The sequence below is a fragment of the Porphyromonas bobii genome, from assembly GCF_943169685.1.
Taxonomy (GTDB): Bacteria; Bacteroidota; Bacteroidia; order Bacteroidales; family Porphyromonadaceae; genus Porphyromonas; species Porphyromonas pasteri.
The window spans coordinates 37203-55868 of record NZ_CALPBU010000007.1; the positions used below are offsets into that span (position 1 = coordinate 37203).

Consider the following 18666-nt stretch of genomic DNA (forward strand, 5'->3'; position numbering starts at 1 on the left):
CGGGTGACACGCAAAGGTAAGAAAAAGCCAAAATATGGAGCTTTCACGCCCGCGAAGCTCCACTTATTTTACACTCCGCACCTCCCGAAAGCCCGCTGACGATGCACCTTCTCGCGCAGTCAGATCTCCGCTCCTCGAGGAGCTCCTCCGACGTCCCGACGAAGGGGGATGAGTGAACCTATATTGCTCCGCGGGTCGACCTATATAGGTCACGTCACCGACCAATATAGCTTCGCTCAGCGACCAATATAGGTGCGAGGATAGAGCTATATAGCTTTGTGAAGTGATCTCTATTAGGTTGTTGCTCCGCGTAGGGATAAAAAGCTGCGAACGAGTGGGAGATAAGTTTGGACTACGTACGTGGTCCTAATATCTATGTACGTGGATATTTGGACTGACGTACCTGGTCTTTAAGACTACGTACGTAGACAGAGAAAAACCACTATGGGAAGGCGCTTTTTCCTTCACGAGAAGGACACTTTTTCCTCCGCTGGATAAGCGGAATACACGCGATAAGGCGAAGGGCTTGTATATCACTTCGGAGAGGCATATCGGGAAGCTAAGCGCACGATACCTTAGCACTCGAAGTAGAGGGTAGGACTCGCGGCGACAGTCTCCATATAGGTTCGCCCCCTCCCCACCGAAGGAGGCACCCACACTGCCCTACCCCAGGGCCGAAGATATTGCGTACCTTTGCAGCGGAAGGTACACACGGATGCACCTTCTCTACACGAACGAATGGTAGGACCCTATCTATAGATGACAGTCACCTTCTCCATCGAGTACTGGGCGCAGCCCCACGAGCGGCTCACGCTCGTAGGTCGAGCTGCCGACAGCCCCGCCCACTCTGGAGCGCAGACCCTCCCCCTCGAGCATCTCGGGGAAGGGCATTGGCAAGCGACTCTACACCTCCCCTCCGCCACCTCCCCTATACATTATATATATAGCTACCGCCTCACCGATGAGACGGGTGCCGTACTGCGCGAGGAATGGCGGATCCCCCACGAACTTCATCTCCCCGCTGGCGACACGGCCGTCTTCACACAAGACCGCTGGATCGACTGCCCTGAGGACGCCCCTGCCTTCTCTGCGGCCTTCTGCGATATCCTTGGTCAGCAGGCGGTAGCACCAGAGGAAGCACCACAGCCTGGCCTCACCTTCTCCGTCCACGCTCCCGCCCTACGTCGGGGTGAGCGCCTTCTCGTGACGGGGAGCTGCGAGGCACTCGGGAGTTGGGATCCTAAAAAGGCTCTTCCCCTCACCTACCGCGGACAAGGACGCTGGAGCGCTACGCTCCCCGCCTCTGCCATAGGCTCCACCCCCACTTCGCTTCGCTACAAATACCTCCTCAGCACAGACGCTGGCTATACCTACCTCTGGGAGGAGGGCGAAGACCGCTGGGCAAGCCTCCCCGACAGCACCGTCTATCCCTACTGCTATGTGCAGGATAGCTACCTCCATCTTCCCAGCCGCCCCGTACGTACGGCAGGCCTTGTCGCACCGCTCTTCTCACTGCGCAGCGACACCGACTGGGGTATAGGCGACTTCGGCGCGCTCAGAGAAGCCATTGACTTCGCAGCCGAAGCAGGTATGCACGCCGTCCAGCTCCTCCCCATCAACGATACCACCAGCACACGAGGCACCGCCGACTCCTATCCCTACAATGCGATATCCGTCGACGCCCTCCACCCCATATACATCGATCCCGAGGCACTGCCCGCCCTCCCCTCCGAGGAGCGTAAGGCATTCCTCCGCGAGGCAAAGGCGCTACGCCAGCTCCCCGCCGTGGACTACCCACGCGTACTCGAGCTGAAGGAGCGCTTCCTCCGCCGTGCATTCGAGCTACAGGGTAAGGCCGACCTCACAAGCGAAGACTTCCGTCTCTTCTACGACGAGGCCGCTGCTTGGCTCCGTCCCTACGCCCTCTACTGCGTCTTGCGTGACCAGTTTGGTTCGGGCACACCCAGCGACTGGACGGGATGGGAAGCGTATGACGAGGCGAAGGCTGCCGCCTATCTCGACGATACGGCATATGCCGAGGAGGTAGGTTATTACTACTGGATGCAGTTCGTCCTCGACCGCCAGCTCCAGGCTGTGCGAAGCTATGCTGAGGAGCGAGGTATCTTCCTCAAGGGTGACCTCCCCATCGGCGTAGCACCCCACAGCGTAGACGTCTGGATGGCACCGCATCTCTTCCACACCGAGCAGTCCGCAGGCGCCCCGCCCGATGACTTCGCTGCCGACGGGCAGAACTGGGGCTTCCCCACGTACAACTGGGAGCGTATGCAGGAGGAAGGCAACTTCCGCTGGTGGCGCCAGCGCTTCGAGCGTCAGGCCCGCTACTTCCACGCCTTCCGCATCGACCATATCCTCGGCTTCTTCCGCATCTGGGAGGTACCGCGCACGCAGCGCTCTGGCCTCTTGGGGCACTTCCACCCCGCCCTCCCCTATAGTCTCGAGGAGTGGCAGGAGAAGCTCGCCCTCCCCTTCCCCATCGAGCTACTCACCGCACCACTCGTCCACGAAGACGAGCTGACAGCACGCCTTGGCGATAGCTTCGATGACCTCCTCGACAGCGGCTATCTCCATAGCACCGCCCTTGCAGGGCTCTATCAGCTCACGTATGGCGAGCAAGCCGACTACGAGACGGAGGCCGCCCAGCGCGCTCTCGGAGCCGACGTCGCAGCCGTACTCGCTGAGCTCTGCACGGAGACAGCCCTCATCGCCGACCCGTACAAGGCGGGGCACTACCACCCACGCATAGCGCTGGAGCGCAGTCGTCTCTTCGCCCGCTTCCCCGAGGAGCTGCAGGAGCGCTGGCGAGCCGTCAGCGATGACTACTATTACGTCCGACACAACGAGCTCTTCCGCACCACCGCCCTGCTGCGTCTCGGTGCGCTGACGAGCCACACGCGCCTTCTGCTCTGTGCCGAGGACCTCGGGATGATCCCCGCCTCTGTACCCGCCGTCCTCGACGAGCTACAGGTCCTCTCCCTCGAGCTGGAGCGTATGCCGAAGGCCTTTACCCCCACGGGCTGGGCACGCCCCGACAGCTTCCCCGCCCGCTCGGTAGCCACGACCTCCACCCACGATATGCCTTCGCTACGTGGCTGGTGGCACAGCCTCTCGGCGAGCGAGCAAGAGCGCTACTATCGCCAGGAGCTCCTTCTCACCGAGGAAGTTCCCGACGAAGAAGGCCTCTACCGCCGCATCATCGAGGCGCATCTCGCCTCCCCATCCGCCGCCGTCCTCCTACCCCTTGCCGACTGGATGAGCCTCGACAGCCGTCTCTGGCTCACCACTCCCGCCGAGGAGCAGATCAACCGCCCCGAGGATCCGCATCACTACTGGGGCTATCGCTTCCCCCGCAGCCTAAGCGACCTGCAGGCGGCAGCCCCCGAATGGCGCACCCACATCAAGCATCTCATCACCCTATCCCAACGACTATAAGCCTATGATGGAGCGACTCTACGTCTTAGAGGAAGCCGACACGCAGGAGTTCGTCGGTGTCAACCGCGCGAACCTCGTCACGCTACAGAACCTCTTCCCTAAGACGAAGCTACGCATTCACCAGAACGTCATCAAGGTACTTGGCGAAGACCAAGCCGCCGAAGAGCTCCTGCACATCCTCTCCTCTCTGGAAGCCCTGTGCAGTCGCCACAACCAGCTGACCGAAGCACAGATCATCGAGGTCGTGCGTCGGCACCGCAGTAAGGCCGCCGACACCCTGCCCACCACCGAGAGCGACGTACTCATCTACGGCGTCCACGGCAAGGCGATCCTCCCCCGCGGGGAGCGTCAGCGCCGCATGGCTCGCGAGTTCGCCGAGCGTGACCTGTGCTTCGCCACAGGTGCTGCCGGCTCGGGGAAGACCTTCATCGCCATCTGTCTGGCGGTCAAAGCCCTCAAGGCAAAGCAGGTGCGCCGTATCATCCTCTCCCGCCCTGCCGTCGAAGCAGGCGAGAAGCTCGGCTTCCTCCCTGGCGAGATGAAGGACAAGCTCGACCCCTACCTCCAGCCACTCTATGACGCCCTCGGCGAACTCATCCCCGCCCCCAAGCTCAAAGACCTCATGGACACAGGCGTCATCCAGATCGCCCCGCTGGCCTTCATGCGTGGTCGCACGCTGAGTGATGCCGTCGTCATCCTCGACGAAGCGCAGAACACTACACCACAGCAGATGAAGATGTTCCTCACGCGCCTCGGCATGGGCTCGAAGATGATCATCACGGGGGACTTCACGCAGATCGACCTTCCTCGTGGCGTGACCTCAGGCCTCAAGGACGCGCTCGACAAGCTCCACGGACTGAAGAGTATCAGCTTCATCCACTTCGATAAGACCGACATCGTGCGCCACCCGCTCGTCTCCGAGATCGTGGCCGTCTACGATGCCAAGGACGAAAAGACGTCCGCCCCCTCCGACACATCACAAACTAATCACACAAGATAGCACTATGGCACAGACACTCGTCCGCACGGACTTCCAGTTTCCCCATCAGGATCACGTCTATCATGGCAAGGTCCGCGACGTGTACTTCCTCGGCAGTGAGCAGGTAGCGATGATCGCCACCGACCGCATCTCCGCCTTCGACGTCGTACTCCCCAAAGGCATCCCCTACAAGGGACAAGTCCTCAACCAGATCGCGACCTACTTCCTCGAAGCTACGCGCGACATCGTCCCCAACTGGCTCATCTCTGCTCCCGACCCTATGGTATCGCTCGGCCTGCGCTGTGAGCCCTTCCGTGTAGAGATGGTCATCCGTGGCTACCTCACCGGCTCAGCTTGGCGTGCCTATAAGGCAGGCGAACGCACCCTCTGCGGTATCCAGCTCCCCGACGGCATGCGTGAGAACGAAGCCTTCCCCTCGCCCATCATCACCCCCACCACGAAGGAAGATGTCGGCCACGACGAGAATATCTCCCGCGAGGAAATCATCCGCACCGGTCTGGTCAGCGAAGAAGACTACAAGCAGCTCGAGGCCTACACCTACGCTCTCTTCAAGCGTGGTCAGGAGATGGCACGTGAGCGTGGCCTGATCCTCGTCGACACGAAGTACGAATTCGGGAAGAAGGACGGCAAGATCTACCTCATCGACGAGATCCACACGCCCGACTCCTCCCGCTACTTCTATGCCGAAGGCTACGAAGAGCGCTTCGAGCGTGGCGAAGAGCAGAAGCAGCTCTCCAAGGAATTCGTCCGCCAGTGGCTTATCAAGAACGGCTTCCAAGGCCGTGACGGCGAAGTCGTCCCCGAGATGACCGAGGAATACTGCAAGAGCGTCTCCGACCGCTACATCGAGCTGTATGAGACCGTCACGGGTCGTGCCTTCGTCGCCGAACCCACCGATGACCTCACGGCTCGCATCGAGCGCAACGTCCTCGCCGCCCTCAAGTAAGCCCCGCCTTACCTCCCCCACAAGCGTCAGCGCCCCATGATCCCGAGCGGATCATGGGGCGCTGCTGTATAGAAACGTGAGGGGAAAGAGCGGAGGGAAAGGCACGAAGGAATAGAGGTACTCACTCGTTTTTCGCGCGGTATTTCGTGCGAGGTGTAGGAGTATTTCTAAATCTACGTACGTGGATTTTAGGACTACGTGGGGAAATCCTTTGAACTACGTGCGGGGATCTTAGGACCACACACCAAGATAGAAGAATAGGTGTAGACCTCCGTGGTTTTGGCTGCGGTGAAGCGGAAGTTTTCTCGGGGGAGGGAGAAGGTAAAGGAGTAGTGCTACGGAGCACCAAGGCCGTGAGGAGCACGCATAAAAAGAGGCTGTCCGCACGCTTCCACGAGGGAAGGGTGCGGACAGCCTTCATAGGATGAGGATGCGAGCTTCGGTGAGGAAACTCAACGGAGGACGGTTAGCGGCCTTCGGTCAAGCGCGCATAGAGGTCGCGCATACCTGCTACAGCGCCCGCCTGGATATGGATGAGGTCGGGGCGGTAGCTACTACGCACGGGCTTCGGGTCAATGCAGTAGACGGGCGCCTTCCCTGGGACGTAGCCCAGCAGTCCCGCTGCAGGATAGACCTCCAGCGACGTGCCGATGACGAGGAAGAGATCTGCCTCTTCAGTGGCTTCGATAGCAGGGATCATCTCCGGCACCTCCTCGCCAAACCAGACGATGAAGGGACGGAGCTGCGTGCCATCGGGCGCTAAGTCCCCGATATGGAGCTCACGTGTCGCCCCTTCTGCTGGGTAGGTGGTGAAGGGATCACGCACGGAGCGGTTCTTCATCAGCTCCCCATGGAGGTGGATGACACGGCTACTACCCGCACGCTCGTGCAGGTCGTCGACGTTCTGCGTGACGATCGTCACACGATAGTACTCCTCGAGGCGGGAGAGCAGACGGTGCCCTTCATTGGGCTCTGCTCCGACGAACTCCCGACGGCGCTGATTGTAGAAGTCCAGCACGCACTGGGGATCGCGGTACCAACCTTCGATGCTGGCGACCTCTTGGACGTCATGCCCCGCCCACAGACCATCGCTATCGCGGAAGGTCGACAGGCCGCTCTCGGCACTCATCCCCGCCCCCGAGAGGACGACGAGGTGCGGACGCCGGGGGCTCTGGGTATTCATCGGCGTGAGACGAGCGACAGCTCCTGGATGAGGCGGGGGCACTCACCGAACTGGTCGATGAGCAGGAGGACGTAGCGGATATCACAGATGATGCTACGCTGGTAGGAGGGCAGGTACTGGATGTCACCACCGACACCTTCCCAGTTGCGGTCGAAGTTGATACCGATCAGGTCACCGTACTTATTGAAGACAGGGCTACCGGAGTTACCGCCCGTGGTGTGGGTCGTAGCGGCGAAGTTGACAGGCATCTCATACGTGCCGTCTGCCTTCTTAGCTGCCCAACGCTTGCCTTCGCCGTAGAGCTGCTTCTGGTAGATCTCCTTGAGACGAGCGGGGACAGCGAACTCCCATGAGGTGGGGTCTTCCTTCTCCATCACACCACGCAGGGTCGTAGGCACCTGATACTCGACACCGTCGACGGGCGAGTAGCCACGGACCTGACCGTAGGTGAAGCGCAGCGTGCTATTGGCATCGGGCCAGAGGTTGTCCGTGCCACGCTGAGCCATGATACCGCCGACGTAGGTACGACGAGCCAGATCAATGGGGTTATCGAAGGCACGGAGATCCTTCGTCAGCTGCTCGCGCTTGGTGCGGACAGAGGCAGCAAAGCGCGACATCAGGTCGGAGGAGAGGACAGCCTGCTGCTCCTTAGCACCCAGCTTCTTGAAGGCCTCAAAGCCCTCGGGCGTGGTGAAGGTCGACTGAGCGAACATCGCATCGACGTAAGCATCTACCGAGCCGAACTTATCGATACCCTCAGCGATAGCCGTGGGCCAGTCCTTGCGGTCGATCTGACGCGTGTATTCGGCGAGCTCAGCCTTAGCGATCTTAGCATCCAGCGAGGGGAGGTAGTCCTTGTTGTTGTAGGCGGTGAAGGCCTTGTCCGTAGCGGTCAGCGGGTCATCAGCACCAGGGGCGCGCGTAGCTTCGATAGCCTGCCACAGGCCTTCGTCGAGGTAGCAGAACTGGCGACGTAGGTCACGACGGCCCTCGATAGCACGGTCGATCGTGGAGACAGCATCAGCGTAAGGCTTGTAGAAATTAGGAGTCTTCTCCTTTAGTGAACGGAAGAGGGATTCCATCTCCTGCTGCTTGATAGCCTTGATGTTATTCTTCTCGATACCAAAGTTCGCACCGATAGCACGCTTGTAAGCGTTCTGCGAACGGGCGTACTTAGCGGCGTACATGATGTTCACCTTGGGGTCGGCAAGCATATCCTTGAGCATGACCTCCTGACGGATGCTGCGCATGCGGATGCGGATATCATTGTCGATGGTCTTCCACTCCTCTACTTCGGAGGGGAGGAAGAAGTGGTTGGTACGGCCAGGGAAGCCCATGATCATAGCGAAGTCATCACGCTGTACGCCATCGGTAGAGATGTTGAACCAGCGCTTGGGCTTCAGAGGCACGTTGCTCTCTGAGTAGGGAGCAGGGTTGCCGTTGGCATCAGCGTAGATGCGGAAGATGGAGATGTCACCAGCGTGACGGGGGTACTTCCAGTTGTCCGTGTCGGCACCGAACTTCCCGATAGCGCTGGGAGGTGCACCGACGAAGCGGATGTCGGAGTAGACCTTCTTGGTGAACATGAGGTACTTGTTCCCATTGTAGAAGGGACGGATCTCGACCTCCGTGCCTGGGTGATCCTTGAGGAAGTTGTCACCGACACGCTTGCGAGCTACCGAGCGAAGGAAGGCGGGCGAGAGGTATTCCATGCCCGTACCCTTACGCACCTTCTTGAGCTCTGCCTGTACGAAGGCCGTGACGTCCTCGATCTTGTCGATGAAGGTCACGACGACGCCCTTAGCGGGGAGCTCTTCGGCGAAGCTCTGCGCCCAGAAGCCGTTCTCGAGGTAGTTGTGCTCGACACTGCTGAGCTTCTGGATCGCGTCATAGCCGCAGTGGTGGTTCGTCAGGACGAGCCCCTGCGACGAGATGATCTCACCCGTACAGCCACCGTCGAAGCTGACGACAGCGTCCTTGAGCGAGGTGCCGTTGGGGTTGTAGAGATCGTACTCCTTCATCAAGAGCCCGCGCTTGACGAGCTCAGGGTACTTCTTGGAGAGCTGCTCCAGGAGCCACATACCCTCGTCAGCACGTGCGATGGAGCCGACGCCGAGGGCGATGAGGAGCGCAAGTAGGGTTTTACGCATAGTCATTGATACGATATTGAGTGGTTAAGTAATATCCGTGTGATGGGCGGGCGGTAGGCTAAGCCTCATGCCAGCCGAAGGTGAAGAGGTAGTCGGGGCGCAGTGTGTAGTGCACCGTGAGCGAGGTAGCCTCACGAGCGTAGCCGAGGCGTAGCTGCTGCGAGGCAGGGTCGATACGCTCCAGCGTGAAGCTATGGAGCGAGGCATCGGGCGGGCCGAAGATCTTGAAGGCGGTCTCCTTCGCTGACCACAGGAGGGTGCGGAGCTGAAGCTCCGAGAGCGAGGGAGCGCTATGCTCAAGCAGATCCCATTCGCTCTCTGTCAGGTAGCGCGAGGCTACGGCACGGAGCTGCGGGCGGTAGGTCTCTATATCCACCCCGGGACGGAGCGTGGAGGTCGTGAGAAGTACAGCCGCGTGGCCCTCGGCATGCGAGATACTCACGCTCTGCTCGGGCGCACTGGGGAGGAAGGGCCGCCCCGTAGCGTCATGCTCACGCTCAGGCGGTGTAGCACAGCCGAAGAGGTCACAGAGGATAGCGCCCACAGCAGCCTCTTCGCTACTACGACGCTCCCGTCGCCCCACTACGGGGAAGTGACCAAGACAAAGGGCTACCCCAGAGGGTAACCCTTCTATGTGCTCCAGCGTCATACTGTACCCGATGTCGTGTCGTCCGCTGGAGGGGGAATGACTTGGACCTCGGTGATGCGGAACTTCTCCAAGCTCGTGACTCGGAAGCTCCACTCGCCAGCCGTGACCAGATCACCCTTGCGGGGCAGGTCTTGCTTGAGCTCGAGGACGAGCCCACCGAGGGTATCGACTTGCTCCTCGGCCTTGCCGAAGGTACCTTGCTCGAGGTCGAGCGCACGCAGGACGTCCGTCAGAGGTGTCCCTCCCTCGAAGAGATAGCTCCCGTCGGGTAGGCGCTTGTAGGGTAGCTCCTCCTCGTCATATTCGTCCGAGATCTCTCCGACGATCTCCTCGAGGAGGTCCTCCATAGTGACGATACCGCTCGTACCACCGTACTCATCGACGACGACGGCGATGTGCTTCTTCGTACTGCGAAACTCCTCGAGGAGGTCGTCCAGAGGCTTGTTCTCGGGGATGAAGAGCGCATCACGGATGAGCTTCGTCCAGTCGAAGTCCGCCTCCTGCTCCTTGTAGGGAATGAGGTCCTTGAGGTAGAGGATACCGCGGATATTGTCCTCCGACCCCTCGTAGATGGGGATACGTGAGTAGCCCGAGTCGAGGGCGAAGTGGAGCATACGATGGAAGTCCCACGCCACATCGATATCGACCATATCCACACGGGGCACCATGATCTCCGAAGCGGTCTTGTTGTGGAAGTTGATGATGTCCTCGAAGAGCTCCTTCTCCTCGGGCTCGTGTCCCTCGAGAAGGTCAACGGCCTGCGAGAGGTCGTCCACGGAGAGGTCATAGCGCTTGGGCTGCATACGACTCGTCAGCATGCTCGTCGAGCGCATGAGGAAGGAGGAGAACGGATAGAGGATGCGCGAGATCAGCGCCATCTTCCCCGAGGAGAAGCGGCTGAAAGCGAGGGGGTGTGCTTGGGCATAGACCTTCGGGATAATCTCACCGAAGAGCAGCAAGAGGAGCGTCAGGATGACCGTCTGGAAGATGAAGCCCAGGGCGGGAGCATGCGTGAAGTCGAAGATCTGCGCAAAGGCATAGCCGGTCAAGATGACGATAGCCACGTTGACCAGATTATTGCCGATGAGGATCGTCGCCAGTAGGCGCTCCGAATCCTTGAGCAGCTCTACGAGGCCTTGATCCGCAGGATGCTCCTCCTCCTTGATCGTGTCGATGTCGGAGGGAGAGAGCGAGAAGAAGGCGACTTCGGAGGAGGACATGAAGCCCGAGACGACGAGTAGAAGGCCCGATATAGAGAGGGCGATCCAAGCCGAGACGGGGATCACCTCATTGATTACCTGACTGAATGATTCCAAATGCGTAGAGGATTGGGGGGGATTAGCGCACGCCTTCGTGGCGGCGTACGGCGTTGAGGAGGTCGCGGTGCTGCTTTGCCTTCTGCTGGACAGAGGCTTCGAGGAGCTGAAGCTCGCTACGCAGCTCACTGCGTACGGAGGCATCACCCTCTCTCCAGCGAGCACGGAGCTCACTAAGGCGGGCTTCTTCACGGGCGAGGGATTCGCGTAGAGCTTCGGCCTCAGCGAAGGTGCGACGGCCAGCGTCACTCTTGAAGTCTGCCCAGCGGTGGTAGATGACTGCGCCCTGCAGGTGGAAGGTCAGCTCCGCCTTCTCCTCGCGCTGCGTCGTAGGCTGTACGGCTATGGCCTCGCCTTCGTAGAGGACACCCGAGAGGGTCGCACGGCGGTAGGCTTCTTCAGGCGCAAGCTCCGTCGTCTCACCACCCTGACGACCAGCGAGGAAGGCAGGGCGACCAGTGAAGCGATAGACGTGGACCTGCCCCTCGGGAGCGAAGCGGTCACTGATGAGGATCCCCCAGCCTTCGCTTTCGTGATAGGCGAGCAGATAGTCGTTGTAGGGGGAGTTGTACGGCATGCCGAGGAGGGTAGGCTCGAAGAAGCTATTACCCTGCTCGGTGAGGCGTGTCATATAGAGGTCATAGCCACCGAGGCCTGCGGGAGAGCGGCGAGCGAAGAAGAGCGTCATACCATCCTCGAGGAGGAAGGGTGAGCGGATAGGCGCATCGGCCTCCAGCGTCTTGGTTGCTACCCCCTGACGCTCCCAGCTACGTCCTGCCTTAGCATACCAAGCGAGCGCATGAGCATCGGGGATGATGCTATTACGCCCCAGCGCATCGACGAAGCCGAAGATGGGGAAGACGGGAGGTGCCGGCTGCAGGCTGTCGCCTACTACGGGCGTCTCCACGGGGAGGAGCGAGCGGATATCGGCGGGGAGCTGCTCGGCGACGAGGAAGCGCCCACTGCCCTGAGGGAGGAGCTCGGCTATGCGATCGATCCCGACGAGTGTGCTATCGACGACGCGGAGCTCATCGGCTGCGCCATACATACGCTCGGCACGTGCTATCTGCCCCTGCAGCATCGTGATGCTGTCGGGCACCGCTTGACGGCGGCGCTGGAGGCTGGAGATATACTTGGAGAGCGCTGTCGAGGCAGGGCCAAACTGATAGGCGTGATAGGCACGCTCCGCCTCACGGAGGAGCTGCTCGGGGCTCTGCGTGGGAGCCTTGGGCTTCACGACCTTCGCCTCACCCCATAGTGGGACGAGGACGAGGGTGGAGAGAAGTAGGATCGATCGTAAAGACATATCGAATGATTAGAATACGAACTGCGCGCGTAGCTGCAGGGTATGGTAGCTCAGACCATCACCGCTGTTGGAACGCAGACGGCCGAGTGCAACAGCATCCTTGCTGAAGGAAGTGAAAGTATAGCTGAGGCCGAGCATCATCGCGGTATTGGGATACCAGTTCACCGCTCCAAGGGCTTCATAGGCCTGCCCCATATAGCCCTGGGTATCGATAGCGCTGGCACCGATCATGAGCTCGACATTGCCCCCAGGCTCCACCTCATTATTGACATTAGAGAAGACTGCACCGCTATTGGAGTAGCTACGCTGCTTCCCACGGAGCATATAGGAGCCTACGAGATATCCGCCCCAGAAGGAGACACTCTCACTACCATCAATATTATACGTCTTCTCTCCATTCGTAATAACCCCTGGTCTTTCCTTTGTGGCAAAGGTCGAGCACAGGGCCTCACCCTGGACGAAGAAGCGGTCATCACGGTAAGCAGCCTCCAGGTCAAAGATGGTGTAGTGGTCGATCCCTGAGAAGCCACCAGCGATGAACTTGCGGTTCTCTACGACAGAGCCCGAACGACCGCCCAGGACGACGATGCCGTCATCCGACGTCACACGCTCGGGAGTACGAGCCACAGCCGAGAAGCCGAAGTGCACAGTCGTCTGATCCGTATTGATGGGGCGCCAGACGGCACGTGCCGAGACACCATAGCCCTCGCCCATATGGTTCTCACGAGCATTGACGCGCTCGCTGCTACCAGCGAAGAGGCCTGCACCGAGCCAATACTTATCCCCCCAGTGCGAACCAGCAAGCCCCCAGTGACGGGTATAGGGGATGAGGAAGTCGAGAGGTAGTGGGGTCGTGACCGAGCCGTGACGCGTGGAGGTATTCATCCCGATGCTCAGCGGCTCGAGCTGGTGCCCGAGGACAAGACGCGTCTGGGGATTGAAAGCGTAGGCAGCGTAGACATCACAGAAGGTGACGCGCTGCCCCGTGTAGTTGACGTCGATACGACCCGTCCAGTTGCCATAGCCCCCGAAGAAGCCGAGACGAGCCTGCGTGATGGAGGTCCCAGCCGCCATACGGAAGGGCTCTTCTTGGGTCGCCCCTGCAGGCAGGTAGGTGAAGTTAGACTTATCAACGGGAGCGAAGGCTGCCACATCGAGAGTCAAGCGACCATCGACACCGAGGGTCACCTCATCAGGTTGCCCCAGACGCAGGGCGATACCCGTCTGGGCAGCTGCCTTTGTGGACGAGAGGAGAAGGCCACCAGCGACGATGACCGAAGCGATAAGCGCGTAGTTCTTTCTTCTATTCGACGATGCCATTAGAGAATGCGTATTTGTTTACCTTAGACAAAGATAGCCTTTTCTGCAGTACAACGACGGAGAGGAAGCCCATACAGACAGCGTCCCCACGGGGGAGGAGGATAGCTAAGCTACCCAGCCTCACCCATGGGGACGCTCCATTTATATAGGAGGGATGGACTTACAGATCGACTACGAAGGATACGACTTCGCCCGTCTCGGGATAGAAGCCACGCAGCTGGAGGGCGGAGCGACGAGAGCGGCTCTGGCTCCCAGCCTTGTCGAGAGCGGAGACGACCTGATTGAGGTCACTCTGTGAGCGCAGAGGCACGTTGTTAGCCGTCAAGAGGACGAAGCCTTCGCGGACCCCAGCCTTACGCAGGGCACTATTCGACTGGAGGGACTGGACGACGAGGCCGTAGGAGAGACCGTAGGCACGGAGCTCATTGGCACCCAGCTCCTTGAGGGTAGCACCAAGGCGGTTGTTCGCCCCATTGGAAGACTGCTTGAGGAGCTTAGAGCCACCTTCCTGATTGCGCAGCGTGACCTTGTAGGTCTTCTCTGCGCCCTTGCGGTTCACCGTGACCTGCACAGCATCACCAGGACGGAAGCGAGAGAGCTGCTCCTGGAGCTGAGCGAAGGAGGTGATGCGGTGGCCGTCGATGGCGGTGATGACGTCACCCTTCTCGATACCAGCAGCCAGTGCGGCGCTGATCTCTGCGAAGTCAGCGACATAGAAGCCTTCGTTGACCTTCAGCCCTTCCTTTTGTACGAGCTCGCTGGTGACATCAGCCCCTGCGACCCCGAGCATACCACGCTGTACGGTACCGTACTTCTTGATATCGGAGACGACCTTAGCAGCGATGTTGATGGGCACTGCGAAGGAGTAGCCAGCATAGTTCCCCGTCTGAGAGTAGATCATCGTGTTGATCCCGACGAGTTCGCCTGCAGCATTGACCAGGGCACCACCACTGTTACCAGGGTTGACGGCAGCATCGGTCTGGATGAAGGCACCTACACCGAGCTGGTCGCCCGTGGCAGCGGCACGCGACTTAGCGCTGACGATACCAGCCGTGACGGTGCTGGTGAGGTTGAAGGGATTCCCTACAGCCAGGACCCACTCGCCGAGACGGAGGTTCTCTGAGTTACCGAAGGGGATCGTAGGCAGGTCCTTAGCCTCGACCTTGATCAGTGCGATATCGCTGGAGGGGTCGGAGCCGATGAGCTTAGCCTTGAAGGTACGGTTGTCATTGAGCGTCACAGAGAGCTCGTCACCACCCTCGACGACATGGTTGTTCGTCATGATGTAGCCATCATTGCTGATGATCACACCCGAGCCATAGCCCACGACGGGTTCGCTACGACGTGAGCCCCCACGAGGATCGCCACCGAAGAAGAATTCGAAGGGGTCAATCATCTGCTGGGACTGCACCTGCTGGGTCTTCTTCACCTTGATGTGGACGACCGCCTTCACCGAGCTCTCGGCGGCAGGTGTGAGGTCTGGAGCATTACCTATCTGGCGCGAGCCTATGGCATAGGCTGTATTCTGGAATCCATATTCATTCGCTGAGGTCACACCCTCGACACCTGACTGAGCGGTATAGCTACTTGAGCTACCACCATTGCGGGTCATTACGTGGACCGTAGCAGCCGAAGCTGCAATACTTACCGCTACCAAGCCTAAGACAGCGGCTGATTTCTTCAATACCTTGTTCATAGTCGTTAAGTATAATTCTTTATCTGATTAAAAAAACACTCCGGAGCTCCTCATCGCGGGCTCGAGACGTGCCGTGCTTCGTAAGGAACGGCTACGCACTCGACCTCAGATATAGGTGGGTGGCGGGGAAGCCCCTTTACCTTATGAGAGTCAAAGAGGGTGCCAATGTTTAATTCACCCCTACAAAACTTCACATTCTGCCAAAAGCGCAGACTTTTTCTCGGCAATATGACAGCATCTCGCCGACTTAATATGACATATGAAGTAGTGGATGCCCCGCGACGAAGTGTCGTCATCGGAAGGGAAGGAGTATGAACCGATATGAGTACGTGGGCAGAGCTATATAGCTTTGGACTGATCCCTATACAGCTTTGTGAAGTGACCTATACTTAGGTAATTGCTCCGCGTAGGGATAAAAGTTGTGGACGAATGGCAGAAAAGTGTGGACTACGTACGTGGCTCTAATATCTACGTACGTAGTCTTTAGGATTTGCGTACGTAGTCTTTAAGACCACGTGCGTAGACAGAGGAAAATCACTACGGGAAGGCGCTTTTTTCTTCGCGAGAATGCCACCTTTCCCTCCGCTGGATGAGAGGAATACGCGCGATAAAGCGAAGGGCTTGCGTATCACTTCGGAGAGGTGTATCGGGGAGCTGGGTGCGCGATACCTTAGCACTCGGAATAGAGGACTGGACTCGCAGCAACAGTCGCCTATACAGGTCCACCCAGCGACCAATATAGGCTCGCATCACCCCTTCACGGAAGAGCGGAGCGTCACGCTCGTCAGGAAGGCAAGTAAGATCAATAGGAAAAGCTGAATGCCAGCGCCTCAGCGGAGGGCACTCGAACAAGAAGACAGGGAGATGGAGAACGGACAGCGATGACACCTCCGAGGGGTGCAGTAGTCGGTGTGAAGCTGGAGGAGGGCCTGCGACTCCTGAGCGGAGCGTGCGGTGAGACCAGCTTCGGCGAAGAGTCGGGTCACGTGGTTCGTCTCCGCAGGGAGCTTATCGAGGCGCAGCTCTTCGCCCACCGGCTCCCCTACCCGCTGGTAGTGGGCACGCCAAGCCTCTCGATAGGGTACAAGGACGTTGATAGCGATATGTGCGACGGCTTCCTCGGAGAGCATCCCGCTTCCTCGCCACTTCCCTCCGCAGTAGTGCGCAGGGAGGGGGTGGCGCAGGAGGGTCATCAGCGCCTCCATACTCGGCATCTCGGGGAAGGTACTCCCCCAGAGTGGGGCATGCACGATGAGCGTGGCGAGCTGGAGGAGGCGGTACTCGGGGAGGCCGGTGGGGCGAGTTCGCGCCCGACGGAACGCACCTTGCGGAAGAGGCGTCAATCCATACTTATGGGCGAGGAAGGCATATTCCCGCTGCCGCTCCTCGCGGAGCGCTTCGTCGGGGAGGTAGTCGAGGAGGCCTGCCGAGCCGAGGAGGAGCGCCTCGACCTGCGGGAGCTGATCGCGGTGCTTGAGGAGGAGATGCAGGGGCAGGGCGAAGGCCAGGCGCTCCATCGCATCACCATTGAGCCCGAAGCCCAGCGCACGGAGGAAGAGCGCATAGAGGGTCTGCGCCCAGTCGCCTTCGCTCCGCTCGAGGAGCTGACGCACGGCCGTGACCTTGCGGGAGAGGCGACTACGCGAGAGACAGGAGAGCCACATACGGCGCTCTTCTTCGGGGACGGATGCGAGGTGGTCTGCGCAGGGGAGCTTGGCTTCTGCGGAGAGCAAAGCAGCAGCCTCGGGGCGAAGCTCTTCAGGCACCATCAAGAGGCAGGTGGGTAGCGCCTCTCCTGAGGGGAAGATGACGGGGCGATTGTCCTGCTCGACGACGTGGAGGATGACGGATCGGTAGGCGGGGTCGGCATCGTGATGATGCTGGTGCCACTCACTCGAGGCGTGGTGGATCTCCACCGCCCCTACCCAGAGGAGGTCATCGATCCGCACCTTAGCGGCGAAGAAGTCGGGGCCAGCATGCACATTGAGCACCCCGGGATCGAGGACCTCAATGCGAGCACCTGCCAGAGCGCCCTGCGGGATCAGCTCCGTATAGCGGCGGTGTGCCCATATATAATGTAGGAAGGCTTCCATGGTGTGTCGGTATTAGGCGGTAGGGGAAGCTCCGTCACTCTAAGCTATCATAGGAGGGGAATTCGGAGAGGAAGGTATAGCTCATCGTGTCGTAGTCGATACGGCAGACGAGATGGTCGAGGCCGTTGCTCAGGACGAGGTACGGCACGCGCAGGACATAGTTGTAGCGGACGATCTGCTGCAGCACGGTCTCTGTCAGCGCGACGTGGGGAGCCTTGTACTCGAGGATCATCTGCGGGCGGAGCGCCTTGTCGTAGAGGAGGGTGTCACATCGCTTCGAGGTCTCACCGAGGCGCAGTGCCACTTCATTCTGCATCAAGGGCTGGGGATAGCCTAAGACATCGATAAGATAATGGACGAAGTGCTGGCGCACCCACTCCTCGGGCGTGAGGCGGACGAACTTACGCCGCAGCTCATCATAGACATAGGGCTTGCCCTCACGCTGCTCCAGACGCAGGCGACACTTCGGCAGGTTTAGCTCGATCATGCTTATCTTTGTAGAGAGTACTTCATTGGGCTCATACCCACGAAAGTACATAAATATAGTATAGATGCCCACGTACGACGAGATCATCCGTTCGCTCAAGCAACGCAAACCCCAGCGAGTTTACCTGCTCGCTGGAGACGAACCCCTCTTCATAGACCAGATAGCCTCCTTTGCGGCCAAGGAACTGATTCCCGCCGAGGAGCAGGACTTCAATCAGAGTATCCTCTATGGTGCCGAGGTCAATGCCCGCACGATACTCCTCGAAGCCCTGCGCTTCCCTATGATGGGTTCGCAGGTCCTCGTCTTGGTGCGCGAAGCCCAGCAGGTGCGCGACCTCGACACCCTCGCCGCCCACCTCGATGAGCTCCCCGAGAGTACGTGCCTCATCCTCTGCTACAAGAAGAAGGCCGACAAGCGCAAGGCGCTCTACAAGGCCATCAGCGAGCGAGGTGGCGTCTTCGAGTCGGCGAAGATGTACGACTCGAAGATCCCCGACTTCATCATCAAGAGCTTCGCCGCACGCCAGCTTGATATCGACCCACGCACGGCCCATCTGATGGCCGACAGCACGGGGAATGATCTGGAGAAGATCCTCAACGAAGTCGAGAAGATCGCCCTTGCCCTCTCCGAGAAGGGCACCCGCACCGTCACCCCCGAGGTCATCGAATACTACATCGGCGTGAGCAAGGAGTACAACAACTTCGAGCTACTCACGGCACTCATCCGCCGTGACGCAGCGCGTGCCTACCGCATCGCCTTGTACTTCGCCTCCGACGAGCGCAACCATCCCATCCAGATGACGCTCTCCACGCTCTTCGGCTTCTTCTCGAACCTTATGGCGGTCTACTACATCGCACAGCCCAACGAGCGGAGCATCGCCTCCCTCCTCGGGGTACAGCCCTTCGTCGCCCGCGACTACGATCTGGCACGTCGAGGCTACTCGGCCGCACAGACCTTCGCCATCATCCACCAGATACGCCTCATCGACGCTTACTCGAAGGGGGTAGATGCCAACATCCCTACGAGCCAGCTCTACTCTGAGCTCGTGTCACGTATCTTGGCCGCCTAAG

At 59.6% G+C, this 18666-nt stretch carries 13 protein-coding genes; 4 read left to right on the top strand and 9 right to left on the bottom strand.

Translation table 11 applies throughout. The features are described 5' to 3' along the window. Positions 1 to 759: 759 nt before the first annotated feature. Genes KO088_RS07420 through KO088_RS07430 form a run of 3 tightly spaced genes read left to right on the top strand, consistent with a single transcriptional unit; the run spans position 760 to position 5396 of the window. Positions 760 to 3450 carry a 4-alpha-glucanotransferase gene (locus tag KO088_RS07420; protein WP_215494212.1) on the top strand — a complete coding sequence of 897 codons (2691 nt, stop codon included), beginning with the start codon at positions 760 to 762 and terminating at the stop codon, positions 3448 to 3450. 4 nt (positions 3451 to 3454) lie between these two features. Next, positions 3455 to 4450, top strand: a complete 996-nt coding sequence (locus KO088_RS07425) for a PhoH family protein (RefSeq protein WP_215494213.1) — start codon at positions 3455 to 3457, stop codon at positions 4448 to 4450. A 4-nt stretch (positions 4451 to 4454) separates the two neighbouring features. Next, entirely contained in the window at positions 4455 to 5396 is a 942-nt protein-coding gene (locus KO088_RS07430; protein ID WP_215494214.1) for a phosphoribosylaminoimidazolesuccinocarboxamide synthase, read from the top strand. A 466-nt stretch (positions 5397 to 5862) separates the two neighbouring features. Here KO088_RS07430 and KO088_RS07435 read toward each other — a convergent pair whose 3' ends face one another. From KO088_RS07435 to KO088_RS07475, 9 genes are all read right to left on the bottom strand, one after another. Beyond that, complete coding sequence (locus KO088_RS07435; RefSeq protein WP_215494215.1) at positions 5863 to 6579, bottom strand: SIR2 family NAD-dependent protein deacylase; 717 nt, start codon at positions 6577 to 6579, stop codon at positions 5863 to 5865. Beyond that, a complete protein-coding gene (locus KO088_RS07440; RefSeq protein WP_421957761.1) occupies positions 6576 to 8735 on the bottom strand; it encodes a S46 family peptidase in 2160 nt (719 codons plus the stop codon). Before KO088_RS07440 ends, KO088_RS07435 begins: the two co-directional genes overlap by 4 nt. Positions 8736 to 8787: 52 nt before the next feature. Beyond that, positions 8788 to 9378, bottom strand: coding sequence for a 4'-phosphopantetheinyl transferase family protein (locus KO088_RS07445; RefSeq protein WP_215494217.1), 591 nt, complete (start codon positions 9376 to 9378; stop codon positions 8788 to 8790). After that, complete coding sequence (locus KO088_RS07450) at positions 9375 to 10694, bottom strand: hemolysin family protein (RefSeq protein ID WP_251419881.1); 1320 nt, start codon at positions 10692 to 10694, stop codon at positions 9375 to 9377. The genes KO088_RS07445 and KO088_RS07450 overlap by 4 nt, the downstream gene beginning before the upstream one ends. 22 nt (positions 10695 to 10716) lie before the next feature. Next, positions 10717 to 12000, bottom strand: coding sequence for a hypothetical protein (locus tag KO088_RS07455; protein WP_215494218.1), 1284 nt, complete (start codon positions 11998 to 12000; stop codon positions 10717 to 10719). A gap of 9 nt (positions 12001 to 12009) precedes the next feature. After that, positions 12010 to 13320, bottom strand: coding sequence for a porin (locus KO088_RS07460; protein WP_215494219.1), 1311 nt, complete (start codon positions 13318 to 13320; stop codon positions 12010 to 12012). 160 nt (positions 13321 to 13480) lie between these two features. Further along, positions 13481 to 15016: a Do family serine endopeptidase gene (locus KO088_RS07465; RefSeq protein ID WP_215494220.1), complete on the bottom strand. Its 1536-nt coding sequence runs from the start codon at positions 15014 to 15016 to the stop codon at positions 13481 to 13483. 830 nt (positions 15017 to 15846) lie between these two features. Continuing rightward, positions 15847 to 17109 (bottom strand): DUF2851 family protein, encoded by a 1263-nt coding sequence (locus KO088_RS07470; RefSeq protein ID WP_215494221.1) that lies wholly within the window; start codon positions 17107 to 17109, stop codon positions 15847 to 15849. Positions 17110 to 17143: 34 nt separating this feature from the next. Then, positions 17144 to 17596 carry a type I restriction enzyme HsdR N-terminal domain-containing protein gene (locus KO088_RS07475; RefSeq protein ID WP_060934978.1) on the bottom strand — a complete coding sequence of 151 codons (453 nt, stop codon included), beginning with the start codon at positions 17594 to 17596 and terminating at the stop codon, positions 17144 to 17146. A gap of 64 nt (positions 17597 to 17660) precedes the next feature. On the opposite strand from KO088_RS07475, the gene holA reads away from it, so the two are divergent. Continuing rightward, on the top strand, positions 17661 to 18665 hold the full coding sequence (gene holA, locus KO088_RS07480) for a DNA polymerase III subunit delta (RefSeq protein WP_215494222.1): 1005 nt from the start codon (positions 17661 to 17663) through the stop codon (positions 18663 to 18665). Position 18666 lies beyond the last annotated feature (1 nt).

Excerpts from the sequence above, each read along its gene's own strand:
- KO088_RS07475 (WP_060934978.1), bottom strand. The coding sequence starts at position 17,596 with ATGATCGAGCTAAACCTGCCGAAGTGTCGCCTGCGTCTGGAGCAGCGT.
- KO088_RS07420 (WP_215494212.1), top strand. The coding sequence starts at position 760 with ATGACAGTCACCTTCTCCATCGAGTACTGGGCGCAGCCCCACGAGCGG.
- KO088_RS07460 (WP_215494219.1), bottom strand. The coding sequence starts at position 13,320 with ATGGCATCGTCGAATAGAAGAAAGAACTACGCGCTTATCGCTTCGGTC.
- KO088_RS07425 (WP_215494213.1), top strand. The coding sequence starts at position 3,455 with ATGATGGAGCGACTCTACGTCTTAGAGGAAGCCGACACGCAGGAGTTC.
- holA (WP_215494222.1), top strand. The coding sequence starts at position 17,661 with ATGCCCACGTACGACGAGATCATCCGTTCGCTCAAGCAACGCAAACCC.
- KO088_RS07430 (WP_215494214.1), top strand. The coding sequence starts at position 4,455 with ATGGCACAGACACTCGTCCGCACGGACTTCCAGTTTCCCCATCAGGAT.
- KO088_RS07470 (WP_215494221.1), bottom strand. The coding sequence starts at position 17,109 with ATGGAAGCCTTCCTACATTATATATGGGCACACCGCCGCTATACGGAG.
- KO088_RS07445 (WP_215494217.1), bottom strand. The coding sequence starts at position 9,378 with ATGACGCTGGAGCACATAGAAGGGTTACCCTCTGGGGTAGCCCTTTGT.
- KO088_RS07455 (WP_215494218.1), bottom strand. The coding sequence starts at position 12,000 with ATGTCTTTACGATCGATCCTACTTCTCTCCACCCTCGTCCTCGTCCCA.
- KO088_RS07440 (WP_421957761.1), bottom strand. The coding sequence starts at position 8,735 with ATGACTATGCGTAAAACCCTACTTGCGCTCCTCATCGCCCTCGGCGTC.
- KO088_RS07465 (WP_215494220.1), bottom strand. The coding sequence starts at position 15,016 with ATGAACAAGGTATTGAAGAAATCAGCCGCTGTCTTAGGCTTGGTAGCG.
- KO088_RS07435 (WP_215494215.1), bottom strand. The coding sequence starts at position 6,579 with ATGAATACCCAGAGCCCCCGGCGTCCGCACCTCGTCGTCCTCTCGGGG.